We start from the raw sequence: 25681 nt of genomic DNA on the forward strand, positions 1-25681 counted from the left end.
GAAAAATAATAAAAGGTGAAAAAATGGAAGGAAAAATAAAAGCAGAATGGGATACATTAAGAAAAGTAGTGGTGCATAAGCCGGGAATAGAAATGTTCATGGGTCTTCTCGACCCTGAAGCTTCACTCTATGAAAGGGCATTTAACAGGTACAAAGCAAGATCCGAGCATGATACCCTGCAGAGAACGTTGAAGGAGGAATTTGGTGTCACAGTCCAGAGGATGGATAAGTCTCTTATGGATATTGCAGAAAAGGACAATTCGGTAAAATCCGCATTAATAGACATGGCACTAAGTGTACTCCATTTCGATGGAGTGGAAGCGGAAGTAAATGAAGCAAAAGCACAGCTAAAAGAAAACATCGATTTGTACGACATGAACCACTTTATCGATATTCTTCTGATGAGGCCTGAAGTCCATCTTAAAAGTGCCAGGGGGGCGTCGGCCATGCATATGAAAATAACCAGCAATGACCCATTATCAAACCTATATTTCATGCGCGACCAGCAGGCAACAACAGATAGGGGAATATTCATGTCGAGAATGTCTAAGCCACAGAGGAGACATGAGCCTGAGGTAACAAAATTGGTATGGAAAGCTATGAACCTTCCTATAGCAGGTGAAGGTAAGGGCAACGCAACCATAGAGGGTGGTGATTTTATACCTATGAAAGACTTTGCACTGCTGGGCAATGGCGACAGGACAAACGATGAGGGAGTTAAACAAATGCTTGAATCAGGGGTTGGATTCGATGAAGTTGCAGTTGTACACCAGCCTTTACACCCTTTAATACCCGGAGACCAGCCTGATCCCATGATAGACATGCATGTGGATACATATTTTAACGTGGCTTCCAGCTCAACTGTAATAGGTTCGGAACTTTTATTGAATAATGCAAAGGTCGATGTATATTATAAGGAAGAGATGGGCAATTATAAAAAATCAGGAACACATACAAACCTGCATGACTACATAAAATCGAAGGGGTTTAACATAGTTAGCCTGTCCACCCTGGAACAGATGTCTTATTCATCTAACTTCCTGTGCATAAAGGATGGTACAATACTTGCTATAGATAGTGCACGAATTATAAAATCAGTATTGAATGATCTGGTATATAAAGCCAAAGAAAACCCTTCCAGATACGGCGCTTTACTCGATGAAGTAAAAAAGGAATATGCCCAGTTCACCGGGGCAGGGGGAGTCTTCCCATACAAAAAAGAGATGTACGAAAACGGAATAGATGCATATGTACTCAACCTTGAGAATATAACAGGCGGATATGGTGGGGCACACTGCATGACAGCTGCAATAGAGAGAAAGTGATTGAAATGGTAAGGTCGTTATTAACATTAAAGGATATAGAACCGGAAGAATTTACAGAAATGGTAAACAGGGCAGTGTATTATAAATCAATGATTGGAAACAAGAAAATGGTAGTTCCAGTATTAAAAGGAAAATATGCAGGGCTATTGTTTGAGAAACCATCAACAAGGACAAGGACATCATTTGAGGTAGCTTCGGAAAGAATGGGTGGGCATGCACTTTATTTATCTTCAGACCAGCTCCATCTTTCCGGAGGAGAACCTGTAAAAGATGTGGCTAGAATGCTTGGTGGATGGCTGGATATCATGGTTGCAAGGGTATTCGCACAATCTACCCTTGAGGAGCTTAAGAAATATTCCGGCATCCCGGTAATTAATGCACTGAGCGATTCCGAACATCCAACACAGATGGTCTCTGATTTTCTTACAATAATGGAAAAGAAAAAGAAATTTAAAGGATTAAAAATGACATTTGTCGGCGATGGCACCAATAATATGGCTAATTCCCTTATGCTTGCATGTTCCATGACAGGAATTGATCTTACAATAGCAACTCCTGATGCGTATCAGCCGGATGCGTCTTATAAAGCTTTTGCTGAAAAACTAGGGAAAAAAGCAGGGTCTGCAATAACAGTAACAGATAATGTCCATGATTCGGCTATTGGGGCCGATATACTTTATACAGATGTGTGGGTCAGCATGGGAGAGGAGGCAGAACGGCAGAAAAGACTTGAAGATTTCAAAGGATTTCAGATTAATAGTGGATTATTGAAACTTGCAAGGCCTGATGCCATTGTAATGCATTGCTTACCCGCAGAAAGAGGGCTTGAAATAACAGATGAAGTCATAGAAGGAAAACAATCAGTAGCATGGCAACAGGGAGTTAATAAAATATACGGTGCTGCAAGCAGCATAGAATGGGCAATGGGATATTAATTCTATGGAACGCATAGTAATAGCACTTGGCGGGAATGCCCTCGACAATGGAAAATCAAGTATAGATGAACAGATAGAAAAAGCCTCTGAAACATTTCTAAGGCTGTCAGAAATTATAAATAACAACGAAGTTGTAATAACCTATGGAAATGGGCCACAGGTAGGTGAAATATACGATAAAACAGGATATCCTTTAGATATTAGCGGCAGCATGTCCCAGGGGCTGCTTTTGCACATTCTGGCAATGGCATATGGTTCCCTGAAGATTTCAGGCAAGCTCAAAAAAAATATAGTCCCCATTCTGACAAATACTGTTATAGACGAAAATAAATACACTCTAAAGCCTATAGGCCCATTTTTCGATCATAAGATAGACGATACATATGCCATGGAAATGAACAAAGGGTACAGGAAAATGGTAAAATCTCCTGAACCTGCAAGTATTCTGGAGATAGATTCTATAATCAATCTGGTGTCAAATGGCTATTTGCCACTGGCAGTCGGAGGAGGTGGGGTGCCTGTAGAAATATTGAATAAAAAATATATGGGGTTTCAGGGTGTCATAGATAAGGATTTGAGTTCGTCCTTGCTCGCAACACTTCTAAACGCAAAGAAATTTATTATTATTACAGATGTGAATAACGTATATCTGGATTTCAAGAATAAAAGTGATCCCATTAACAAAATATCCTATAAACAAATGCTGGAATATTATAACAAAATTAAGTTTGAGGAGGGCACAATTAAGCCTAAAATACTTGCCGCACTAAGATTTATTGAACACGGCGGCGAAAAGGTCTATATCACTTCAATTTCAAATATAGAAAATATGGAAAGTGGGACTGTGATAGATCGGAATTAAAAGCATTATTTATGATATCACGGCCAGGCATTCTGGTATATAGAATAAAATTCTTTCAATTTGTTATGTTAAAGCATTTATGCCGGTGATTTACAGGTGAGTACTGCCTGGCATATGACCCTATGTTATGAATTTCAGAGTTTATATATTCTCCCCATGCAATAGCTTAACTCCGGTTTACTTTCAAATTAAGCTTTCTGAAACCATACATTATATCGCTATCTATTCTATCATCAGGAGAAGGCTTTTCAATTTCAAATCCAGGAACAGCCTTTGAAAATTCTTCCAGTGCTATTCTGGCTTCTAACCTTGCAAGTGGTGCACCAAGGCAAAAGTGTATTCCCTGGCCGAATGCCATATGCCTCTTTTCCTTTCTGTATGGATTAAATGATTCACCGTCCTCAAATGCTTCCTCATCCCTGTTAGCGGATCCGAGGTACAAAGCAAGTATGTCATTTTTCAAAATCTCTTCACCTTCTATCTCTGTATCGATTTTAGAGTACCGCCGGGTAGATTGCACCGGCGATCTGTATCTCAGGGTTTCCTCTACAACGCCGGGTATTAGGGATGGTGTTTTTCGCATTTCATTATAAATTTCAGGATGGTCATATAAAGAAAGAATAGCATTTGTGATGAGATTGGTTGTGGTTTCGTTTCCGGCCACAAGAAGCAGTATTGCAAATCCGGCAATTTCCTTATCTGAAAGCTTCCTTCCATCCATTTCAACTGTAGAAAGCCTTGATATGAGGTTATTTCCCTTAGAGTTCCTGTCTATTTTTTTGTAAAAATAATCTGCCATATCATATTGCGTTTCTATATCAGGCCCCCTTCCAAGTGATGTTGCCAGCTTATCGGACCAATCCCTAAAAATTTCAGAATCGGACTCTGGAACGCCCAGCATCTCAGAAATAACCCTTATTGGCAACTGGTAGGACAGATCTGAAACAATATCTGAATTTTCCTTTTCCACAATTGCATGAGCAAGCATTCTGGCAATTTCCCTTATTCTCGGTTCAAATAATTCTATACTCCGCGGTGTGAACGCACTGCCCACAAGCCCTCTTAAAGTGGTGTGCAGGGGAGGGTCAAGCAGCAATATGCTTGGTGTGGTTTTCTCATTGAGCATTGCGGCCATTTCTTCCCCTAAAAGATCACGGAACTGGGAAGAAAAATTCTGGTGGTCAGAAAGGATTTTGGATATAGTATTATATTTGAAAATATGTATCATATTTCCTTCCCTGTATACAGGTGAGTTCTTCCTCATTTCACGATACCATTCAAATGGTTCTTCTTTATATGTAGGAATTTCCATAAATTAATATTGCGATTTAATATATTATTTTGCCCATTGTGAATTAAAATATGACAGCAGGATTAAGCTTAATCAATAAAAATAAAAAGGATTATAATATCACTTCTTAGATGATCCAGAAATATTACAGGGGCAAACCTTCATATGGAGATGATTTTGATTATATACTTATATCCCGTATGACAATAAAATCAGATACCTTTGACGGTATTTTCCATGACGTTTATTCCAATCGTTACGACCTTACACTATTATTTGGAAAGCAGGGTATTATCGCTTTTATTTATGGATTGTTTATCAAACTCTCCCTATCTGTCAAGAAAGGGAAGGTACTTCCATTTGGAACTATTTATTCAAAGAATGCCTATGAATATCTCATTTCAAAAAATATTGTGCCTGACATGGAAAAAAACATGATACTTGGAAACACATTGCTGTTGAAGAACAGGAGTTTTGAATATAAGATAATAAATACCGGATTGCGCTGCAGGGAAAATATTCACTTTAAGGACTTCCTGGACCTGACTATCAGAAGAGGAAATATGTTCAGGTATGTTATTGTTGGAATTACAGGAGTCATTGTAAATGAGGGTGTGCTGCTCCTCCTGCATGGCAAGCTTGGAAGCGAATTAAGCATTATACCTGCAATTGAAATTTCAATTATTTATAACTTTATTTTAAACAATAGATATACATTTAAAGGGAGGGGGCATTTTTACATGAGATTGGCTAAGTACAATTTATTTAATCTCATAGGATTCGCTGCCAATCTTGGTGTGTATTATACTGCGGTGTATTACAGGACAGATATATATGTGGCAGATTTCCTTGGTATACTGGTGGCATTTATAATTACATACACAACTGCCACCATGATAGTGTGGTAACATGGAAAAAACAGGTACACTGAACAGGATTCAACGCATTATATTGAATGAAACCGCCACAGTGCTAATTTTATCTGCTTTCGTGGCATTCGGGCTTTTTGGTTACCTTAACGTTTACGCCATAGTACTGGAAACTGCATTGCTCCTGCTTGCATTTATAATACTTCTTGCATCTAACCTCAATGGGTGGTTCAGGTTCAGCCCAATTTATGTACAGGCTTTCCTGTATTCCACCATGTTGCTTGTGGACATGGTAATATTTCTGGCAGTTTCCAACCGGGCAATGAAATATGTTCTTCTTGCAGTTGTGACAGCATTGTTGCTGCTTGTGTCCTATATATTCTATAAAGACCCGGATTCCTACGATTTCCTGAAAAAAAGGGAGCATATGGTAAAACCTATTTACATAATTGTGTCCGCTGCATTCATTGTAGCTGTGTCTGCAATTGCGGTACTTGTTGCATTTGAACCCACTGATGAGTTTCTTATTGATTTGTATTCCGCAATGAAATTCATGCATGGATTGAATCCCTATAATCCTGCAACCACGGCAGGGGTCTTTCTATATTTCAAGCATTTCAACCTTGACCTTAACGTAACCCCCACCATGTATGGTAAGGATATAACACTGCAGGGATATCCCGCACTGGCTTTCCTTATTTACATACCCTATGTGTACATAGGCAAATTTGCAAACCTGATAATTTCTGCTATAGCATTTATTCCGTTCATTATAATATATAAAAAATTCAATAACAGAAAAGTAGCGCTGTATGCAATGTTTGCCCTGCTGGTAAATGTAATATTCCTTTACAGTTCGGCTTTTTCATTAATAGGGCTGGTGTGGGTAGTATTCATTATGGTATCATATTATTACAGGGATAAACCAGTGTATTCCGGCATATTTTTTGGATTGGCATTGTCAGCAAAGCAGTTTCCTGCAATTATTTTCCCATTTATGTTTTATATGATATACAGGGAAAAGGGGATAGTTGCAGCCATAAAGTGGACTTTATCTGCATTCCTGGTATTCATGCTAATCAATGGATATTTTATTATCAAATCACCTGTACTGTATTTCAAAGATATCCTTTCTTCAGAGATAGCAAAGCTCATAGGCATCGGATTCGGGCCATCGCAATTGTCTTTCCTTAACTTTATACACATTCCTGCCACCATGTTTACTGTTTTGCTTGTGCTGTCACTGGTTGTAACCTTTATTTTATATGTAACCCATTATGATACATTAAAATTCGAACTTTTCGCATTTCCCATGCTGATACTGTTATTCAATTACAGGCTGCTCATAACCTATGTTGCATTCTGGCCAATTATATCCCTCATATCCATAGAGGATATAAATTATAAAAAGAAAATAAATATAGATAAAAAAGCCCTGAAACGTTATGCCACATACGCTTTTGCAATATTAATTGCAATATTAATTGTGGGGGCATATTTCGGTGTGCATTCCACAGAGGATGTGAAAGTCAATTCCATAAGCCTTGACATGTCAAAGGGTAAAATCCAGGAGATATACATGAATGTTACATATACAGGCACTGCCGCGGAAAATATATATTTCAGGGGAATAATAAATGAAACAAATTATAATGGCCTCCTGTTTAATTACACTGGTAATAGATTGAGTCCGGGAAGCACAACAAATATTACACTGTACCCTGTAAGGGGTGAAACAATACCGGATAATATTACAATTGACCTGATAGGGTACAATGGAACCGTCCAGGGTTCATCTGCTTACACAATAAATAACTGGAAGGTTATGCCTTACCATGATTTGCTATATAATCCTCCGCAAAATAAGTTATCGCTAGGTCAGAGCCTGCCCTGAACAGGGAAATAAGCGCTTCATTTACAGTATCGGGAGCCAGTGCCCCTGAGAGTACTGCATTTTTGACCATGCTATATTCACCGCTCACCATGTATGTTGCCAGTGGCATTTTATAAAGTTGCTTTGCCCGGTAAATCATATCCAGGTAGAATAAAGCTGGCTTTACCATAATTATGTCGGCGCCTTCCTTCACGTCAAGGTCTATTTCACGCATTGCCTCGTCACCATTCCGGTAATCCATCTGATAACTTTTCCTGTCGCCAAATTGTGGTGTGGAATCTGCGGCATCCCTGAATGGCCCATAGAGGTTGGATGCAAATTTTGAACTGTATGCCATAATAAGTGTGTTGACATAGCCATTGGAATCCATTGCCTTCCTTATGGCCCCGACCTGCCCGTCCATCATACCCGAAGGGGCAACTATGTCAACGCCTGCCTCTGCATAGCTTATTGCCTCTTTTCCATAAATATCAAGGGTTTTATCGTTATCCACATAGCCATTGGATATTACCCCACAATGACCTGTATCCGTATATTCACAGAGGCAGAGATCTGCAATTACATTCAATTTTGTATTTGACTTTGCAGACCTGATGGCTTTCTGGACTATTCCATCATGGTCATAGGATGCGGTGCCTGAAGAATCCTTATGTTTTGGTATTCCGAAAATTATAATATTTTTGACCCCGATGTCCTCAAGATGCCCTATATATTTTTCATATTCGTTCAATGCATACCGGTAAATTCCTGGCATTGACTTAATTGCAGTTTTCGATTTTTCTGTCTCATCTACAAAAACTGGCATTATAAGCTTATCTGAATTTATTGTAGTTTCACTGAAAATATCCCTTAGATTGCTATTTAACCTGTACCTTCTCATACGTTCAACTGGAAACATAATGGTAAATATGGTTAATTGCTAAATAAATATTGTTAATTCAAATTTTTCCGTTGCTTTTTAAGTATTCACTGTAAAATTCCGGATAGGCCTCATATTCTATATCATCGAAATCATGGGCTTCCATGAAGCCTTTCAGCCTGAGCAGGCATGAATCACATTTTCCGCATGCTTTATCCCTTCCATTGTAGCATGACCATGTAAGCCGGTATGGAACACCAAGTCTCCTGCCAAGCTTCACTATATCACTTTTTGTAAGGTATTGCAATGGCACCATAATCCTGAATCCATCTGTAATTCCCAGTTCTGTGCCAAGATTTAATGTTTTTTCCATGGTGTTGAAGAATTCTGGCCTGCAATCAGGATATCCAGAATAATCTATTGCATTTGCCCCTATAAAAATAGAATTAGCTTTTATTGTTTCTCCATATGCGGCAGCAAGTGAGATGAATATGGTATTCCTGGCTGGCACATATGTAACCGGTATTTCCTTTTCAATGTTTTCCAATCCACGCTCAGGCACATCTATTTTATCTGTGAGTGCAGAACCACCTATCTGTGTCATGTCAATTTTTATTTTCTTCAGCTTGACCCCATAGTAATTGCAAATATCCTCCGAACTCTGTAGTTCCCGAATATGCCTCTGCCCGTAGTCAAAACTTACAGGATAAACCTTATAACCATTATCCAGTGCATATGCCAGAACGGTAGGAGAATCAAGCCCTCCTGAAATCAGTATCACTGCCTTATCATTAGCCATGGCACATAATTATAGCACAGTATTATAATTTATATAGCGGGTCTTTCCCATTGAGCACATTTACAAGATTTGTTACTGCAGTCTCAGCCATTTTGTCCCTTGTTTCATATGTTGCACTTCCAAGGTGTGGCGTCACGACAACGTTGCTGAATGAAAGAATAGGATTTGTATTGTCAACAGGCTCGTCCTCGAAAACATCAAGTGCAGCACCCTCAATTATTTTCTCATTCAGTGCCCTTACGAGGTCTTTTTCATTTACAATTTTTCCCCTTGTGCCATTGATAAGAAATGCAGTTTTCTTCATTTTAGAAATTTTCTGGTAATCCATGAAATGGAAAGTATCTGCATTAAGGTCCAGTGCTATTATAACAAAATCTGATTGTTGCAGAAGTTCGTCTATGCTGGCAAAATCAGCATCAACATCATGCCTGTGCCTGCTATAATATATAATTTTCATATCAAAGCCAGAGGCTCTTCTGGCTATTGCTTTCCCTATTCTACCCATTCCTATTATTCCAAGTGTTTTGCCATGTATTTCGCTTCCAAGCATAAATGTGGGGTTCCATCCGGCTTTCCAATCATTTTTATGTATAAGGTCGTTTCCGGATACAATGTTTCTTGCTGCAGCTATCATCAGGCCAAATATCAGGTCCGCTGTAGCGTCTGTGAGCACTTCTGGAGTATTCGTAACTATTATCCCCTTTGACTTTGCATATTCAACATCAATATGGTCGTATCCAACACTGTATGTACTTATTACCTTCAATTTTTTACCATGGTCTATTAATTCTTTATCTATTTTCTCATTTAATGTTATCAATATTCCATCAGCGCTTCCAATGTTTGAAAGCAGCCAATCTCTCATATTCCCATTCCCGGAAAAAACTTCTATCTCCATATTTTCTATTTTTTCAATATAATTTCCCGGTATATTCCTGGTCACAAGAATTTTATACATATAAACTCATATAATAAAATAATAAAACTTTTTCCATGAAAGATTGGGCTTTATATATTTATATATAGTATATATAGATAAATCTTAATAATACGTTAAAAATAGAGAGCAGATAAATTGAGTGTAATTACTTCTATAACTGTAGGCCTTATAAAGTTCGTTGAGGCAATAATAATAAAGCTTGGATTGGGTGGAGTATTTTTCCTTATGCTTCTTGAGGGTATGTTACTGCCAATACCATCTGAAATCGTCATGACATTTTCCGGTTACCTTGCTTTTTACAGGCTCCTGGATCCGTATAGCCCCTATGTCTCAGTTGTACTGCTTCTTATTGTGGGTTCTGTTGGAGACCTTATAGGTGCATGGATAGCTTACTGGATAGGCAAATACGGTGGTGACCCATTTATAATTAGATATGGAAAATATTTGTTCTTGAAACCTGATACAATAGACAGGACAAAGGCCTGGTTTAACAGATATGGAGATCTTTCTGTTTTTATAACGCGGTTTATACCTGTATTCAGGACTTTTATTTCAATACCGGCCGGGATTGCTACAATGAACTTCAGGAAATTTTCCATTTATACACTTTCGGGAGACATTATATTTAATGTGGTACTTATTTACCTTGGTATACTATTCGGGTCACACTGGGAAATTCTTTCAAAATACTTTACTGAATATTCCTATGTGGGCATCGCCATCTTTGCTGTAATAATTGTTTATCTAATTGTCAGGGTAATAAGGAATAGAAACCGGAACACACAACTAAACAAATAAATAATATACTAATAAACAATATTGAATAATATGTTTTCAGATTCGCCTGATGTTGTTAACAGGTCTTTCCGTTATCTGCTCATTTCAAGGGCTCTCCGGAGTTCTGCACTTATATTTGTAACACTCTCCCTGCCCCTTTATCTTCACTTTCTCCACTTCTCACTGGTATTTATCAGCCTCATATATATCCCCATTATACTTTTTAATGTAGTCCTTGTACTTATTCTTGGACGGCTCGGTGACAAGATCGGATATTCAAAAATACTCATATTGGGCGAGGCGTTTCCTGTAGTAGGATTATTATTGCTTGCCTTATCCACGAACATATATGTTATAGCCACAGGTGCAATTATAGCTGGAATCACCGGTGGTGCAGGGGGGATGAGAGGTGCATTTTCACCTGGAATGACAGCATTCGTCGCCAATAATTATCCAGGAGAAGGCAACAGGGTAAACCGCCTGTCGCTTCTGACTGCAACGGCATCCTTTTTTTCAATATTCGGTGGATTATTCCTATCACTCTATGGCATCATATCATCCGCCATAGGCATTCTTCTGTTTTACCGCGTATTCTTTATAGTATCATTTTTGCTGGTATTCGGGTCATTAATAGCATTATCAAGGCTTCATGAATACAGAAGGCCTAAAAAGACAACAAGAATAATGAAAAAGGCCAGTTTCAAGTATCTATTGAGGATTATTTTGCCCAATAGCATAAACGCCGCTGCAATTGGGATAGCGATGCCATTGCTGCCTCTTTTCTTTGAGCTGAAATTCCATGTAGACCCCGGAACCGTGGGAAATATATATACAATAGCTTATGCGGCTACGGCAATAGGGTCTTTTACTTCAGGAAAATTCATCAATGGCAGGATAGATTCACTTAAGATGGCATCTATAGCCCATATTCTTCAGGGGGCATTGTTTATAATAATAGCATTTACCCCATTCCTGTTTATAGCCACCGCTATATATGTTGGAAGAATGGCTGTTGCAGGAATAGGATCGCCCATGAGGGGCGCCATAAACGTAAGGGGCATTGACAAGGAGGATTATGGCACATCCACTTCAATACAGGGAGTGTCCGGAAGGGGATCACAGCTAACAACCGGTGCATCTGGCTATCTTATGGATTTAAATTTTGCATTTCCATTATTGATTGGCGGAGCCATGCAGGCCGCCGGCGGAGTTCTTTATTATGTGCTTGTGAAAAGCTGGCATCCGGAGAAGAGTTCTGAACGCAGAAGTGAAACAGTAAAAACCAATTAAGAAAATATTGATTTTATCTTATCATCAAGGTTTATAGCTCCAAGTGACAGTAATTTAAGAGGGCTCCGGGCAATAACAGTCATGGATGCATTTTTAATAGCCATGCCAAAACTTTCTCCCTCAGATAATCCCATGTAATAGGATGCAATTGCACGGATAGGGTCTGAATGTGAAACAAATATATATTTTCCCTTATACTCATCCATGCATGCCTTAACACGTTCCTGTAGATGTTCCCACGTTTCCATTCCCAGTGAGTCCCTTACTTTTCCCGTTATATGTGAATTTGGATACAGGGTATCAAGGAATTCGTTTATATTATGCCCATTAGCGTTTCCCAGGTAGACCTCCCTTAAACGGTCATCTATTTTAACATCCAGACCAACGTAATTTGAAATAATATTCGCTGTATCGTATGCCCTCTTTATCGGGCTTGATATTATTCCATCAAATTTCAATCCGGTTAATTGTTCACCGGTTCTCTCTGCCTGTTTTTCTCCTGTATCCGTAAGTGTATTGTGGTCAACATCATCGGAAAGTACTTTTTCAACATTTATGTTGCTTTCACCGTGCCTGATAAATATATATCCTCTCATAGGTGGGAATAAAATAATTATTAATAAATATACATACATATCACTTTGCCTGATTGAGTTTTTATCGGACAAATATGTATATATATTGCAATATCTGCGATAATAATTAATTTCTTCTATCCTTGAAGGGTTTCAGGTAGAGATTGCCTTAAATTCCTGAAAGCTGATAAAGTGATATACTATTGTTTTGTATTGCTTTCAGGCAACTATGATTAAAAGTATCCATGCAACAGGGCATTATATCTCCATGAATATTTATTTATAACAACATCAGTTTACCCAGCAGGTAGAAAATATGTTTGATTTCATTGATTATCTTTCGATTTCTAATATTTTAATAAATAATTTGTGGATAGTAATCGCTGCAATTTTCATTTTTGCTATGACAATTGCAGTTGGATTCCTGGAAGTAGGTGAGCTGGGAAAGAAATTTAAAAATAGTATGCTGAAAACCATAGTAATCACCGGGACAGCTATGTTTGTAATGGCTATAATCGGGTTTAATACGGCTTTTGCCCCTACACTATATGGTATAATTGGAAATCCATTTTATAAGGATGGCTTCATGCTTGGCGGATTCTCCCCTGGAGTCATATTCAATACCTGGTGGTCAATGGGTACCTCGTATTTTAATACAGGTTTAACTACAGGTTCATACTTTTTCTTTGAAACTGCATGTGCAGCTGTAACACTCGCCCTTGTTGGTGTCATAGTTTTAAATAAGGTAAAATTCGGGGCCTTTTTTGCTTTTTCTATAGTATATTTTATATTTATATGGAATCTCCCTGCTGCATGGATCTGGAATCCATCTGGCTGGCTTTACCAGATGGGCATGAGGGATTTTGCAGGCGGGATTGTAGTACATGGGGCTGCTGCCATCGCCGGGCTCGCCATAGTATATGAAATATGGAGGGAAGAGAGAAAAAAGGGGTTAAAAACATCATTGAAAGTAAATATAAAGCCAGATTACCAGTGGCTAGCGGTCGGAATATTGATTTTATGGATTGGGTGGTTTGGATTTAATCCGGGGAGCATACTTGCATTCAATGATGATGTATTGGTAGTTGTGATTGCAACATTTGTCGCCTCTGGAGCTGGAATGGTATCCACCATGTTGTTTTCAAGAATGTTTGATAGGGAAACTCCAATTATTATTGTCGCTGTCAATGGGATATTAATGGGTTTGATAATAGTAACTCCCCTGGCAGGATTTGTCAGCCCTGCCAGTGCACTTATACTTGGTTTAATAGGTGGCCCATTGTTTGTTGGCGCAGAAAAATTATTCGCTAAGGTTAAATGGTTCTCAGACCCAGTGGGATTATTCCCTGCCCATGGAGTAGGTGGCATATTCGGTGTATTGATGATAGGGTTATTTACACAGCATGCATTTGCCGCAGCTTCTGGAAACGCTATACTGCCAAATGGATTATTATTCGGTGGTGGTTTTGCTGCTCTAAGACAGCTTGGTATAGAGGCTTTCGGCGTCTTCGTTGTAGTTATAACTGTATTTGCGATCTCTTTCCTGGCTATATTCATTATTGGGAAAATATCCCATGGAATTCTCAATGAGGACGCATATAAACAATCGGAGAGATAATAAATTTTAAAATTTTTCTAGTTTTTTTAAATTAGACAATGCTATGAATAAGAGAATTCTAGCGGGCTCGGTGGGATTTGGACCCACGATCACCGACTTAGAAGGACGGTGCCTTATCCATACTAGGCCACGAGCCCGCTTCCAATATTTTAGGATATAATATAAGTATTTCTATCTATGCCGAATATTTAGTTTCTGCCTTATTGCAATGTAATTACAGGAAATTACGGTACTTTTAGATATTTTTCTGCACGTCACAATTGTTATCTAAGCTATTGTATTGCAAATCCAGTATTTCTGTGCTCGCCATAACAGATTGAAAATCATTACATACAGTCAATATCGGTTATAGACCAGATAATAAAGTATAGATAAAAGTTATGCATTGGTATACTGTTGAGTTATATATGTTTGAAAAGGAAATGACTGTGGGTTCGAATGGGCAGGTAGTAATACCGGTTGCGTTAAGGAAAACATTAAAAATCACCCCCGGTTCAAAAATGATTTTCAAAATAGACGGTAATAAAATAATACTGGAAAAATTAAAAATAGATTCAGTCAATATATTCAGGGAGACTTCAAAAAAGGGAAAAAATGTAAATGAAATAAAATATAGCGAATATGAGGATGAAATTATTAAAAGGAATAAATCATGATATATACCGATTCTAATATATTTATATTCGCTGCACTTATCAATGAAGGATTGGGGGAATAATGCCAAACTTATTTTAGAAAAAGTGGAAAATAGAAGTATCGAGGCATCTACCAGCTCATTAACATATCTTGGGATGGGAATTTTGACAAAATAACTGGGTTAAAAAGAATAGGCATAATGGAATTTAAATAGTATTTTTTTATGGAGTAGCTCAAATTTTAAAATACATTTTGCAATATTACACTGATTTTTTCCAGTCTCCTGTTTGATATTAGAATTAGATTGTGTGCAATTGTTTTTAGGCCTATAGCAGCAACAAAGTTTCTTTTGCTTATGTACCAGATATTCTCACACTTTAGTATCCCCTCCAGTATACTGAAAGTACTCTCTATTTCCAATATTGGTGAGTATAGAAGTATATTCCTTTCTCAACTCAATCCTGATATTTGTGTATACCGGTAACCCGTCAGTAACTATTCGCCCCTTTTATCTATATCAATTGGTGGAAACGCGGGTGTATTCAAACACATAATCTTATAGGTCTAATGCCCATATATACCATCACCATGTCATTTAGATGCGTTACTTTCATCTGCACCATTTAAATATGTTTTCTTCTCCAGGCTAATTTTTCTCCGGAGGTAAATTGCATTATATCTTTTCCCTTTATCAGGGTAATTTTGTATAACAATCTCCAAAGCTTTTTTTAGCGTTGAAATTACGGGAATAGTTGTTCCCATTGTCTCTGCGGCAAATGTATCTGCAGATATTTCGCTATATATGAGATGGATCTTGAGGATAAGTATAATTATAACTATACTGGATAATGCCACTATGGCAGAAATTATAAAAAGAAAATAAAACCGGAAAGCCAGAATTGTATCAATACTATTAGAGATACCGCTGCTATAAGTAAAATTGTGAGAGCTAGAATATAGGTTTTGGCTGCATCTTTTCTAATGAAATGATGGATTTCGTGAAAAACTAAAGCTTCTCTTTCACTATCGTCCAAGGAATGAAAGAAATTTTCATTTATAAATATCTTTGCTTGTTTTCCTAAAGGGGTAAATGATGGAGATCTGTATGTTTTATTAACTTCAGGGAATTTAAATACTTCCAAATCAACATGAGTTATATGCTTGGTTAGTGCAGTGTATTTTTTAGACAAATCATAATCTATTATTGCACTGAAACGTTGAGTTATATCCGTTTTTCTTCCCTGTTTTGAACTTTGAAGTTGTATCATTATTAATAAAATTACTGCAAACGAGATGAGACTGGCTAGAATATTATAGGATGCTGAATTTCCTAAATGAAAGTTATATGGTGTTATATTATTCTTCATTGCTTTAAAACCTCCATAAACAGATGTTCCTGTAGATGTTGATGATACTACTCTTGCAAATATTAATATCAAAGTTTTTTCCAGGTGTTTCCAAGCCTTTTATGGTAATTCATTCCCGTACTATTTGTTACGGTACATATAGATAGCTTTCAATTCTTTATATTCCTGATTCGGGATGTTTGGATTCATAATCATTATTGATAAATAAATTTTCCTGTATAGCCTGCCAGATAGTGTAAGTAATTGTCTGTAAATTATAAATGGCCTTGCATAATTTAGATTTAGGAGATGAAAAAAATGCAAGACCAATTAGAAGTATTAAAAGAAAAGATAAAAAGTTATGGATTGAACAGGAAGAACATGAGGGATTTAAAGAAATGGTTCCTTAATGAACTCATGAACGAGGAAGCAGAAGAGCAATTAAATGCATCCAGGTATGAGAGAAATAATAATAGTAAAGACTATAGAAATGGGTATAAGCAGAGATCATTGTTAACAACAGATGGAAAGGTTATATTAGATAAGCCACAGTTCAGGGAAACATCTTTCCATACAGCTGTATTTGACAATTATTCCAGAGTAGAAAAATCAGTAGAATCCATAATACTGGAATCATACCTGAGCGGTGTATCTACAAGAAGCGTTAATAAGGTAATAAAATCCTTAGGCATAGAAGTATCACCATCCTATGTGTCATCATTATCCTCAAGGCTTGATAAAACAGTAAATGAATTCCTTGAAAGGAAGATTGATGGAGAATATAAATTCATATATATAGATGGAACATACCTTAAAATAAGAAATAATGGGAGGTACAGGAATAAGGCAATATACATCTGTGTAGGGATTAACAGTGATGGATATCGTGAAGTTCTTGGAGCAAGAATATATGACTCTGAAACTGAAATAGAGTGGGAACTATTCTTTGATGATCTTAAGGATAGGGGATTGAATGGTGTTGAGATGGTAATATCAGATGGCAATAAGGGTATTAGGGAAGCAGTTAAACAGTCATTCCCTGGATCATCTTGGCAATACTGCCATGTCCATTTTATGAGGAACTTAAGGAAATCAACGGGAAAACAGCAATGGAAGTTTCTATCATTGCTTATAAAACAGGCACTGGATAATCCTGATATACTCCCTTTACTGCAGGATAAGCTTTTTGATAGAGGATTAGATAAATGTTCTACTATGTTCGATAAATACTATGATTCATTATACAACTACAGATCATTCAATACAAATATGCAGGGATTAAGGAGATTAAGAGTATCCAATACCATAGAGAGGTTAAATGCAGAAATAAAAAGAAGGACTAAGAAAATAGGCGCATTTCCATCTGATGATTCTGCAATGAGATTGGCAGGTTCAATAATGATGGACATAAATGAGGAGTATGTAACAGGAAGAAAATATACAAAAAAGTAGCCGGTACCATAACGAATTTGTCCAGTATGGACTTCCTGTTCTGTCTTTCTTAATGTATCAATATCTGCAACACTTCCCGGTACCAGGCGAATATAGCATGGCTCATTCCTTAACCTTGAAAATCCCATAATGATCCTTATCATTGGAAGATTGATGTCATTGTTGTTATGCCCGAACTCAGCCATCCTTATTCCGGGTGAATAGGAGAATAAAGCTGATGTATCATATGCTATGATCTCATTCTTTTTCATCAGTTTCATATAGATACTCTTCTGCTTATCCTGATCCTGCCCTATGCGCTTTAACATAGCTGACAATGATTTTGGTGATAGTTCATGTATTGTTCTGGAGAGCCATGTTTTCTCTACCCATGATTTTATGGACTTCAATGGCATTGGAAATATTAGCCTGTTAAGGGAGAATGCAACGAGCTTCATATAATCATCAGGATATTCTTCCCTTAATAATGACAATACATCTTTCATAAGGGAGAACACAAGCTCCAGATGGCCAATCTCATATATTCCATGGATTGATACAATCTCTCTTACCTTTTTAGGATTCTCTATGTCACCATTAATTACCTTTCCAACATATTTGGAAACCTTGTGCCTTTTACTGTGTTCTGAATCCCATACCATGCTGCTTTCATATACGTAATTGTATTTCCCTACCTTTTTAATTTCCCTTGTCATGTTCTGTATATAGGGAACACATATAAGCAAATAAATCTTTCGCCAAATACTGGATAATAATTCAAATGTTCCCTAAATAAGCTCGGAGTTTAGGGTACACTGTGAACAGGGACTATGATACTGCAATTGGATTAAAGGCCATTGCATACAATCTCATGGTAATATCAAACAGGGTACTGGGAGAAAAACCAAGGAGGATAATGAAAATCGTCAATTGTTAAAATGTGAGACACCCTATTATTTAATGATTAAATTTATAAATAACACCGGCTTATATTAATACAATATTGTGGAAATAACCCAACGGAAAAAAATATATGCCTGTTGTAATTATATTGTCGCTGGCTGATGTAAAAAATGGCAATCAATTTATCACATAAGATTAAAAAAAGGAAGATATCGAACAAAACTTTCATTCCTATTTTTATTCTGTTTATTATAATTGGGTATCTATATTATTATAACATTTTTAATTATAAAAATTTTTATCTAACTATTCTGTTAGATGTATGTTATCTTATACTGCTTGGGGATGCAATAGATAGATATCTTGACCATATAAGGAAAAAATGGCAGAATAGTAGTAAAAATTTCATGTAAAATCTTGATTTTATACAAATCTGTAGGGAACTAATGAACACTTGAAGAAAATCCACATGAATTTCCTCTCCTGACACTCAGATTGATAATTATTGCATATATATTGACCTGTTTCCGCTCAACTTAATTTTGGACAGTTATAGATTAGAATATTTCAATATGCCTGGAAAGTCCCATAGGTGCATACTACAAATTTTTATAACATGCCCTGATGACTAACTTCCATGGCAGTACCTGAAGACATACCATTCTCTGATTTCGGGAGGCTTGAAAGCATAAAAAAGCAGAATAATAGACTTTTATTTGACAACGATTTATCCGGGTTCAAAGGCAAGAAAGTTTACCAGTATATATTCCTGTACTGGATTTCCGATGATTCAATAATCTACAATGGCAAGAAAATAGCAAAGATTTCTGTCAACGGGAATCTACTCCAGAGAAAAGTTTTATTCAGGCAGAATGTTTTTGAAAAATTTGGCGATACCACATGGACTTTTGGACTTTCGGAGAAAATAAATAATGGAATAATACTCTGCTATTATCATAACAGTGAGGGGCAAAAGGCATTTGCACATATATTCATTAACAAATCACTGAAAAGAAAAATCGCAAAAAAGATTATAGAAACTTTAACAGAAGCCGCTGAAAAATATGGAATGCCTATAAAAGAAGGATATGTATTCTATGAATATATAGATAAAGAAAATTACAAAGAAAGCCCGCCGCAGCAGGAAGAGGGAGGAGATGAAAAGTTATTTAAAATTCTTGAGATCGACCCTACGGATAATCCTGAAATAATAAAAAATGCATACAGGAAAATGGCTAAGATATATCATCCTGACCTCACAACTCCGGAAAATGAAGAAGAATATTCTGAAAAGATGAAAAATATAAACTATGCCTATGAAAAATTATACAAAAAATATTACAGGTAGATTATTCTACCGTAAATTCATGCCCATTGAAGGGCAATATAAATTTGTATTCCGGAAGTGATTCCTGAAGTTTTTCCCTCTGGTCACCGTGGCATAATACCACTATTTCCGGGTCTACGCCTTTCACAAACTTCACAAGGTCAGAATGCCCTGCGTGTGCAGATAGATCAAAGAAATCTATTTTCATTGCCGGTTTTATTGTTGCGCCTGCAATCTGTATTGTTCCGTTTTCTATAAGGCTCCTCCCGTTTGTTCCGTCTACCTGATATCCTGTAAGGAATATGGCAGATTTTGGATCTTCTGCAAAGGCATCTATGTATCCAAGTACCGGCCCGCCGTCAAGCATTCCTGAAGTTGTAATAATTATATCTGCCTCCCTTATGGCTTCCTGTCTCATCCTGTTGTTCCTTACCTGTATTACACGGCCCATTGATCTCCTGAATAGTTTCGGGTCCTTGATAAATCCTGGTGTATCCATATATATTCCGGATATCCTGTTTCCCATTCCATCAACATAAATCCTGTAATCCATATCTCTCAGGGTCATTATCATTTCCTGGGTCCTTCCAATTGCGAATGTGGGCAATATTACCCTGCCTCCATTTTCTATGGTTTCCCTTATGCTTTCCTTGAGCCTCTGGATTACCTCATCCCTATCTTCATGGTCCCTTCCTGCATATGTGCTTTCCATAATAAGTACATCAGTCTTCACGGGCTTTGCACCGTAAAGAAGGTTTGTGTCCCTTGTGTACAGATCGCCGGTAATCATAAATGACCTGGCGTCCTGGAACCACCACATTGTAGAACCTGGTATATGCCCTGCACTGTGTGCCACAGCTGTAAGGTTGTCTACCTGGAATGGCTGCTCATATTTCGCCGTCATCATTGACTTGAACAGGTTATCAACATCTTCCTCGTTGAACATCTTGGTATAGTTTTCAAGCCTCATGATTTTGAGCGAATCCATGAGTATGGGCTTTATGCTGTTCGCTGTCATAGCCGTTGCATGGAAATTTGCCTGAAAGTTATGGTAATACACAGGCAATGCCCCGGTATGGTCCAGATGGGCATGTGTCAGGAATATGTCATTCACCTTTTCAGGTGGAAGTGGGTATTCGGGTGGTTTTTCTGGCTCTATACCATAATCTATCATTATCTTGCTTTGCTTATCCTCTATCTTTATTGCTAGTCTTCCGACTTCTTCGGCTCCGCCGAGAAATTTTATTTTCATTTTATATCACGCTTTTGCATTTTCTAATCTCAAAGAACATTTGCAATTCCTTTGACCGTTAATTTCTGGAACTAAATTATATAACATTTTTGATACTTTTTCCTCACTTTCCTTCATTATCTGCATAACATCTGAAGCTTCTACAGCTTCATCTTTCCATGCATCGTAATCTGTGACAGTTGCCAGCATGCCATAGCACATTGACAATTCAGCTGCAAGGTTAATTTCAGGAACAAGAGTCATTCCTATTATATCGGCAAAATTCCTGAACATTTTTGATTCAGCCCTGGTTGAGAACCTTGGACCCTCTATGCATATATATGCACCATTCTTATGTACGGGAAATGATAATTTTTTGCCCGCTTCATATGCCTTTGCACTTATATCACTGCAGAATGGGTCTGCCATGGAAATATGGTAAACATCAGGGCCATTATAATATGTAAGGTCCCTCCTTTTAGTAAAATCAATAAATTGATCGGGTATTACTATATCTCCCGGTTTATATTCCTCCTTTAATGATCCGACAGCGTTGAGGCCTATTATCCTCTGAACGCCAGCTTTCTGCAATGCAAAAATATTTGCTTTATAGTTCACCATATGAGGTGGTATTGTGTGCTTTTTCCCATGCCTGGGCAGAAAAGCTACCTCAACTCCATTTATTTCACCAATCTCAAGTGGTGCTGATGGTTTGCCATAGGGTGTATCAATATCCATTGTTTTCCTGGTTTCCATTATACTATAAAGACCACTGCCTCCTATTATTCCTACGTATGTCATTGTTTATCCCATTAATTATATACTATATCATTCATTAATATTTATTCATTTCTAAATATTTTATCGGATTGCCGTAAAAGGTATTTATTTATGCCGGAGCCATACTGGGCTGCAGTTTTACTCCTGTTATAAATCTCTTCCGGCAATGAGGTTTTAGCCGCTATTTCCCTGAGTATCAGCTTGTTCCTGTTTCCCTCAATATTATCTTCCCTGGTTATATAATGCCTTATTTTCAACATACCAGGGGACAGATATGGTGTTATCAATTCCTTATCATAGTATTCTGCCATTTTCTTTTCCCTTGGCAATGTAACATTGAATAGCCTGTTAATGTATGTATCATTTTTAAGCCTTGGATTGTCTATAAACCTTCTGTATCCATAAAATAGTTCGTCAGCACCCTGGCCTGTAACAACATATTTTTCCGGGATAAAATCCATTAAAATGAATAGAACAAGCTCGTATCCCATTTCCATCTTTGTGATCTTTGGATCAATTTTTAATAGCTGGCTTATATAGCCCTCAATGTCGATCTCATCCAGCAATATTATTTTTGGATTTATTTTTAAGATTGTGGATGCATCATCAACATTTTCAATATCCCTTGAATCTGAAAAACCCAGTGTATAGGGTATATACCTGTAACCTGAAAGTGCAAGGAGCAGTGAACTGTCGAGGCCACCTGAATAGGCTATCGCACAGGGCTTATCTGCTGTTTGTTCCACTGCTGCCTTAAGTTCATTATAAACATTATCTACTATATTCTGCATATTAACAATATCCATATTGTTTATTTAAACTTAAGGTTGCTTATTTATACACTTTAAATAAATAATAGATGGTAATGGCTTATGCCCGGGCCCTTTGTGCTCCTAACCGTGATTATGGGGGCAAATACATATTAATTGTGCGTCTAGTTGGAATATGCACATTGATCGGCCAGGTAAACCTGAATTGTGGGCAATATGTATAACACGGGATTTATATAAGAATGAATTAATCAGCAGGTTAATATTCTGGCTCAAATTTACATATTAACCAGCTTCCGGGCTATTAGTAAATTATCCAAAAGTAGCAGAAAATAGCTATTTCCTGTGTCTTACTATTACGGTAATAACTAGTGAGATAATAGTTACGGTTGTTATTATTAAAGCTATTATAAAATACACCGGGTCATTTTCAGTCTTTATCGCCGTTATAGATTTTGCAGTCGTTGTATTTTTATTAAAAACAATGTTATTTATTGTTAAATTTTTTCCATTTACCGTAACTTCTCCGGAACTGTTCTATATACTATTTCCGCTAAGCGGCAATACATTATATTTATATGTGTTATTGGTGGCAGTGAAATATATTATATCTGTTACAGACGATTTTACAGTTCCATTTAATTCTACAGACCATTTTATTCCTTTTTGTAATCCTTTTTCTTCAAATGTTACTCTATAAGTTTTATAGAATATAACTGATTCGGTTACATTTTTACCGTTCACTATCAATGAGTATAAATATAAATGCAATGTATACATATTATTTTGTGTTGAAATTTTATAGAAATATGTTCCATTTGTTAAGTTGAGATAGTATGAACTCCCTGCTATTGATCCGGAATTTACTACTTGAGTTCCGGTGCTATTGGTTAAGTTAACATACCATATTGTTCCGGGAGACAATCCTGTTTCATTAAATTGTGCAGAATATCCTCTTAGGAGTTTTACTGTTGTCGTAATATTAGAGCCTTGAACAGTGAAACTTTCTGAGTATGGTGAGGGTGAGTAGATATTATTCACAGTCTTTACAGTGTATGAATATGTTCCATTAGGTAAATTAAGTGAGTAGTTTTTTTCGTTAATCATATGTAATTCGCTGTCATTGTTGAGTTGCAGTATCCAGTTAATTTGCGGTAATGATGTATTGGCGACAAATTTTACACGATATGTTTTCATAGAATAAATTATAAACTGCCCATTGTGCTTTGAAAGATCGCTATGAGTTGCGTTACTCACCCATGCATACATTTCTGAATTGTTATAACCTGCAGTGAGCACGTTTATCAGAGGGTTCCCTGTTTTATTGAAGATGCTATTAAACCAAGAATTGGTTGACTTGTAAGCAGTCAAATCGTTATAAGAAATAAATGGGGCATACAGGTTATAATATCCATGTATATAACTGAAAGAGTCAGTAATTCCCGTAATAAAACCTGAATTTGATACCAGAACTTCCTGATTTGCCGAAGTTTCCATATCGTCAACGTGAAGGCCTTTTGCATTTACATATACAGATGAAACATTATGTGAAACAGGGTTGTAGTAAAAATGCCATAACCAGTAAGTCGCCGAATCGTTCAGGTCCTGGGATAAAGTTATCTTGTAACTACCGTTTTTAAGTGGTGTTATATAATATGGCTGGTTGTTGCATGTGGTAGCATGACCATCATGCATAGATCTTGTAGTTACTACAAATTTGTCTTTACTCCAGTTAAAATATCCAAATGTAATTTCCCGCTGGCTAGCTATCTGCGCGTTGAAGCTATATTCAGTCATGGAACTCTGCCCACTTTCGCTAGCCAATCCTATTCCACCAATATCATAGGCTACCATATGCCCATTGCTGCTTCCAAAGATTGACCAGACGAATATTCCATAGGGAACCTGAACGCCGACAGAGAAATCTATCAGGTATGTCCCATTGAGGCTAAATGGATAAATATTCCATTCAGGCGGGGATCTATAATAATTGTGATATCCATATCTCCCGATATCCTGTACGGAGAGGGTTGTATTAGATATCTTATAGGTATTATTCATGGGAAAATATGCCTGTACGTAAAAATATCCTTTGTATACTCCGTAATTTGTAATAGAGTTTAGCGTTCCATTATTTAACTGGGTATAGAAGATATTTTGCCGGCTTGCCCAGAATTTATACGCCCCCGTTTCAAATGTAAGGTTTTGCCACTTACTGGATAAAACATAACACTGCTCCTTATTGAACATATACGCGACCAGATTGTTATGGGTATTCTGGTATACAAAACCCTTTCCACTTATAATTTTTGTTCCATTTTTGAATTTGAGATGATTAGCCAGAATTGGTTCCTGGGGCTCGTTTCTACCATAATCAGCCGTTCCCAATTGCCATGGGTTAAAATTTGGCAATGTTACATTCTTATAATTTATATTTTCATTGGATATAGAAAAGCCGCCGTCAGATAAACTAATTGGATTATTATCATGATGATATACAAAAGCAGGTGGTGTTGCATTCTGGGATTGAACAGTGGAAAACATTTGCAATGATAAGCCTATAAACAACAACGAGATTATTATAGCTATAAGCTTATTATATCTCTTCACAGAAATGGATAAAATAATAGTATATTAATATTATACATAGGTCCTTCAAAGTACTGAAATATATATATTGTTATTCAATTATATTAATAACCTTATTCATAATTTTATATTGTAAAACACTAAACGAATTATTTATAACGGCTAAAGCATTTAACATGCAATGATAAAGGTCATGGCATCCGGAGTATTTGACATACTGCATTTAGGGCATGTGCATTACTTAAGGGAATCAAAATCCTTTGGCGATTATCTTGTCGTGGTTATTGCTTCAGATTATACAGCACAGAAACATGGAAAGGAACTGGTGTTCAATGAAAATGAACGTTCTGCCCTTGTGTCAGAACTGAAGATGGTGGATGAGGTGATGGTAGGCCATAGTGATGATAATATATTCAAAACTGTTGCAGAATTGAAACCGGATATAATTACACTGGGATATGACCAGAAATTTGATGATTCCTATATTGAAACTGAATGCAAAAAACTCGGGCTAAATACAAAGGTGAGGAGGACATCGCCATACGACGGGACAATAAACAGTTCCTCAAAAATAAGGCAAAAAATTCTTGAATCTATCTGAAATGGCACTATTAATTCAATAAAGAGAGAATGG

The 25681-nt window shown here is 37.0% G+C and carries 23 protein-coding genes and 1 tRNA gene; 12 read left to right on the forward strand and 12 right to left on the reverse strand.

The features are described 5' to 3' along the window. The first annotated feature begins 23 nt into the window (after positions 1-23). The 3 genes from FACI_RS02055 to FACI_RS02065 are packed head-to-tail and all read left to right on the forward strand — an operon-like array spanning position 24 to position 3122. On the forward strand, positions 24-1325 hold the full coding sequence (locus FACI_RS02055; RefSeq protein ID WP_009886439.1) for an arginine deiminase family protein: 1302 nt from the start codon (positions 24-26) through the stop codon (positions 1323-1325). Between the two features lie 5 nt (positions 1326-1330). Continuing rightward, complete coding sequence (gene argF, locus FACI_RS02060; RefSeq protein ID WP_048074133.1) at positions 1331-2260, forward strand: ornithine carbamoyltransferase; 930 nt, start codon at positions 1331-1333, stop codon at positions 2258-2260. Between the two features lie 4 nt (positions 2261-2264). Beyond that, positions 2265-3122, forward strand: a complete 858-nt coding sequence (locus FACI_RS02065) for a carbamate kinase (RefSeq protein WP_009886441.1) — start codon at positions 2265-2267, stop codon at positions 3120-3122. A gap of 166 nt (positions 3123-3288) precedes the next feature. Here FACI_RS02065 and FACI_RS02070 read toward each other — a convergent pair whose 3' ends face one another. Continuing rightward, the gene (locus FACI_RS02070; RefSeq protein WP_009886442.1) at positions 3289-4434 is read right to left on the reverse strand and encodes a cytochrome P450; all 1146 of its coding nucleotides are present in this window, start codon (positions 4432-4434) and stop codon (positions 3289-3291) included. A 110-nt stretch (positions 4435-4544) separates the two neighbouring features. Between FACI_RS02070 and FACI_RS02075 the strand changes: the two genes are divergently transcribed. Together FACI_RS02075 and FACI_RS02080 are read left to right on the forward strand one after the other, a co-directional pair. Then, a complete protein-coding gene (locus tag FACI_RS02075) occupies positions 4545-5321 on the forward strand; it encodes a GtrA family protein (protein WP_009886443.1) in 777 nt (258 codons plus the stop codon). 1 nt (position 5322) lies between these two features. Beyond that, complete coding sequence (locus tag FACI_RS02080) at positions 5323-7176, forward strand: hypothetical protein (protein ID WP_009886444.1); 1854 nt, start codon at positions 5323-5325, stop codon at positions 7174-7176. Here FACI_RS02080 and hemB read toward each other — a convergent pair. From hemB to FACI_RS02095, 3 genes are read right to left on the reverse strand one after another with little or no spacing between them, the layout of a single operon-like run. Continuing rightward, positions 7106-8074: a porphobilinogen synthase gene (gene hemB / locus FACI_RS02085; protein ID WP_009886445.1), complete on the reverse strand. Its 969-nt coding sequence runs from the start codon at positions 8072-8074 to the stop codon at positions 7106-7108. The two genes, FACI_RS02080 and hemB, sit on opposite strands and share 71 nt — an antisense overlap. 40 nt (positions 8075-8114) lie before the next feature. Beyond that, positions 8115-8834, reverse strand: a complete 720-nt coding sequence (gene queC / locus FACI_RS02090) for a 7-cyano-7-deazaguanine synthase QueC (RefSeq protein WP_009886446.1) — start codon at positions 8832-8834, stop codon at positions 8115-8117. Between the two features lie 22 nt (positions 8835-8856). Further along, positions 8857-9792 carry a 2-hydroxyacid dehydrogenase gene (locus FACI_RS02095; protein WP_009886447.1) on the reverse strand — a complete coding sequence of 312 codons (936 nt, stop codon included), beginning with the start codon at positions 9790-9792 and terminating at the stop codon, positions 8857-8859. Between the two features lie 117 nt (positions 9793-9909). Here FACI_RS02095 and FACI_RS02100 point away from each other — a divergent pair, with 117 nt between their 5' ends. Further along, positions 9910-10572, forward strand: a complete 663-nt coding sequence (locus FACI_RS02100) for a DedA family protein (RefSeq protein WP_009886448.1) — start codon at positions 9910-9912, stop codon at positions 10570-10572. A 30-nt stretch (positions 10573-10602) separates the two neighbouring features. Continuing rightward, positions 10603-11841, forward strand: coding sequence for an MFS transporter (locus FACI_RS02105; RefSeq protein ID WP_009886449.1), 1239 nt, complete (start codon positions 10603-10605; stop codon positions 11839-11841). On the opposite strand, the gene FACI_RS02110 is transcribed toward FACI_RS02105, so the two are convergent. Beyond that, entirely contained in the window at positions 11838-12437 is a 600-nt protein-coding gene (locus tag FACI_RS02110; RefSeq protein ID WP_009886450.1) for a 2,3-diphosphoglycerate-dependent phosphoglycerate mutase, read from the reverse strand. The two genes, FACI_RS02105 and FACI_RS02110, sit on opposite strands and share 4 nt — an antisense overlap. Before the next feature lie 295 nt (positions 12438-12732). Between FACI_RS02110 and FACI_RS02115 the strand changes: the two genes are divergently transcribed. Then, positions 12733-14034 carry an ammonium transporter gene (locus tag FACI_RS02115; RefSeq protein ID WP_009886451.1) on the forward strand — a complete coding sequence of 434 codons (1302 nt, stop codon included), beginning with the start codon at positions 12733-12735 and terminating at the stop codon, positions 14032-14034. A gap of 62 nt (positions 14035-14096) precedes the next feature. Here FACI_RS02115 and FACI_RS02120 read toward each other — a convergent pair. Further along, a tRNA-Arg gene (locus FACI_RS02120) sits at positions 14097-14171 on the reverse strand. Positions 14172-14441: 270 nt separating this feature from the next. On the opposite strand from FACI_RS02120, the gene FACI_RS02125 reads away from it, so the two are divergent. Continuing rightward, positions 14442-14690: an AbrB/MazE/SpoVT family DNA-binding domain-containing protein gene (locus tag FACI_RS02125; RefSeq protein ID WP_009886452.1), complete on the forward strand. Its 249-nt coding sequence runs from the start codon at positions 14442-14444 to the stop codon at positions 14688-14690. Between the two features lie 571 nt (positions 14691-15261). On the opposite strand, the gene FACI_RS02130 is transcribed toward FACI_RS02125, so the two are convergent. Beyond that, entirely contained in the window at positions 15262-15525 is a 264-nt protein-coding gene (locus tag FACI_RS02130; protein ID WP_009886453.1) for a hypothetical protein, read from the reverse strand. 11 nt (positions 15526-15536) lie between these two features. Next, positions 15537-16109 carry a M48 family metalloprotease gene (locus tag FACI_RS02135; RefSeq protein ID WP_148285711.1) on the reverse strand — a complete coding sequence of 191 codons (573 nt, stop codon included), beginning with the start codon at positions 16107-16109 and terminating at the stop codon, positions 15537-15539. 225 nt (positions 16110-16334) lie between these two features. Here FACI_RS02135 and FACI_RS02140 point away from each other — a divergent pair, with 225 nt between their 5' ends. Both FACI_RS02140 and FACI_RS02150 read left to right on the forward strand, forming a co-directional pair. Next, positions 16335-17468, forward strand: a complete 1134-nt coding sequence (locus tag FACI_RS02140; RefSeq protein WP_019841403.1) for an IS256 family transposase — start codon at positions 16335-16337, stop codon at positions 17466-17468. 1519 nt (positions 17469-18987) lie between these two features. Continuing rightward, positions 18988-19698: a J domain-containing protein gene (locus FACI_RS02150; protein WP_009886460.1), complete on the forward strand. Its 711-nt coding sequence runs from the start codon at positions 18988-18990 to the stop codon at positions 19696-19698. A gap of 1 nt (position 19699) precedes the next feature. On the opposite strand, the gene FACI_RS02155 is transcribed toward FACI_RS02150, so the two are convergent. The 4 genes from FACI_RS02155 to FACI_RS02170 all read right to left on the reverse strand — a co-directional run bounded on the left by FACI_RS02155 (position 19700) and on the right by FACI_RS02170 (position 25068). Then, on the reverse strand, positions 19700-20929 hold the full coding sequence (locus tag FACI_RS02155; protein WP_009886461.1) for an MBL fold metallo-hydrolase: 1230 nt from the start codon (positions 20927-20929) through the stop codon (positions 19700-19702). A gap of 6 nt (positions 20930-20935) precedes the next feature. Continuing rightward, on the reverse strand, positions 20936-21709 hold the full coding sequence (locus tag FACI_RS02160) for an S-methyl-5'-thioadenosine phosphorylase (RefSeq protein WP_009886462.1): 774 nt from the start codon (positions 21707-21709) through the stop codon (positions 20936-20938). A gap of 41 nt (positions 21710-21750) precedes the next feature. Then, a complete protein-coding gene (locus FACI_RS02165) occupies positions 21751-22479 on the reverse strand; it encodes an asparagine synthase C-terminal domain-containing protein (protein ID WP_019841406.1) in 729 nt (242 codons plus the stop codon). A gap of 516 nt (positions 22480-22995) precedes the next feature. Beyond that, complete coding sequence (locus tag FACI_RS02170) at positions 22996-25068, reverse strand: hypothetical protein (protein WP_148285712.1); 2073 nt, start codon at positions 25066-25068, stop codon at positions 22996-22998. Positions 25069-25228: 160 nt separating this feature from the next. Between FACI_RS02170 and FACI_RS02175 the strand changes: the two genes are divergently transcribed. After that, positions 25229-25648 (forward strand): adenylyltransferase/cytidyltransferase family protein, encoded by a 420-nt coding sequence (locus tag FACI_RS02175; RefSeq protein ID WP_009886465.1) that lies wholly within the window; start codon positions 25229-25231, stop codon positions 25646-25648. Positions 25649-25681: the final 33 nt, after the last annotated feature.

This window comes from Ferroplasma acidarmanus Fer1 (assembly GCF_000152265.2).
GTDB classification, from domain to species: Archaea; Thermoplasmatota; Thermoplasmata; order Thermoplasmatales; family Thermoplasmataceae; genus Ferroplasma; species Ferroplasma acidiphilum.

Bases quoted from the DNA above. Each gene is read 5' to 3' on its own strand.
- FACI_RS02055 (WP_009886439.1), top strand. From the start codon at position 24: ATGGAAGGAAAAATAAAAGCAGAATGGGATACATTAAGAAAAGTAGTG.
- argF (WP_048074133.1), top strand. From the start codon at position 1,331: ATGGTAAGGTCGTTATTAACATTAAAGGATATAGAACCGGAAGAATTT.
- FACI_RS02065 (WP_009886441.1), top strand. From the start codon at position 2,265: ATGGAACGCATAGTAATAGCACTTGGCGGGAATGCCCTCGACAATGGA.
- FACI_RS02070 (WP_009886442.1), bottom strand. From the start codon at position 4,434: ATGGAAATTCCTACATATAAAGAAGAACCATTTGAATGGTATCGTGAA.
- FACI_RS02075 (WP_009886443.1), top strand. From the start codon at position 4,545: ATGATCCAGAAATATTACAGGGGCAAACCTTCATATGGAGATGATTTT.
- FACI_RS02080 (WP_009886444.1), top strand. From the start codon at position 5,323: ATGGAAAAAACAGGTACACTGAACAGGATTCAACGCATTATATTGAAT.
- hemB (WP_009886445.1), bottom strand. From the start codon at position 8,074: ATGTTTCCAGTTGAACGTATGAGAAGGTACAGGTTAAATAGCAATCTA.
- queC (WP_009886446.1), bottom strand. From the start codon at position 8,834: ATGGCTAATGATAAGGCAGTGATACTGATTTCAGGAGGGCTTGATTCT.
- FACI_RS02095 (WP_009886447.1), bottom strand. From the start codon at position 9,792: ATGTATAAAATTCTTGTGACCAGGAATATACCGGGAAATTATATTGAA.
- FACI_RS02105 (WP_009886449.1), top strand. From the start codon at position 10,603: ATGTTTTCAGATTCGCCTGATGTTGTTAACAGGTCTTTCCGTTATCTG.
- FACI_RS02110 (WP_009886450.1), bottom strand. From the start codon at position 12,437: ATGAGAGGATATATATTTATCAGGCACGGTGAAAGCAACATAAATGTT.
- FACI_RS02115 (WP_009886451.1), top strand. From the start codon at position 12,733: ATGTTTGATTTCATTGATTATCTTTCGATTTCTAATATTTTAATAAAT.
- FACI_RS02125 (WP_009886452.1), top strand. From the start codon at position 14,442: ATGTTTGAAAAGGAAATGACTGTGGGTTCGAATGGGCAGGTAGTAATA.
- FACI_RS02140 (WP_019841403.1), top strand. From the start codon at position 16,335: ATGCAAGACCAATTAGAAGTATTAAAAGAAAAGATAAAAAGTTATGGA.
- FACI_RS02150 (WP_009886460.1), top strand. From the start codon at position 18,988: ATGGCAGTACCTGAAGACATACCATTCTCTGATTTCGGGAGGCTTGAA.
- FACI_RS02155 (WP_009886461.1), bottom strand. From the start codon at position 20,929: ATGAAAATAAAATTTCTCGGCGGAGCCGAAGAAGTCGGAAGACTAGCA.
- FACI_RS02160 (WP_009886462.1), bottom strand. From the start codon at position 21,709: ATGACATACGTAGGAATAATAGGAGGCAGTGGTCTTTATAGTATAATG.
- FACI_RS02165 (WP_019841406.1), bottom strand. From the start codon at position 22,479: ATGCAGAATATAGTAGATAATGTTTATAATGAACTTAAGGCAGCAGTG.
- FACI_RS02175 (WP_009886465.1), top strand. From the start codon at position 25,229: ATGATAAAGGTCATGGCATCCGGAGTATTTGACATACTGCATTTAGGG.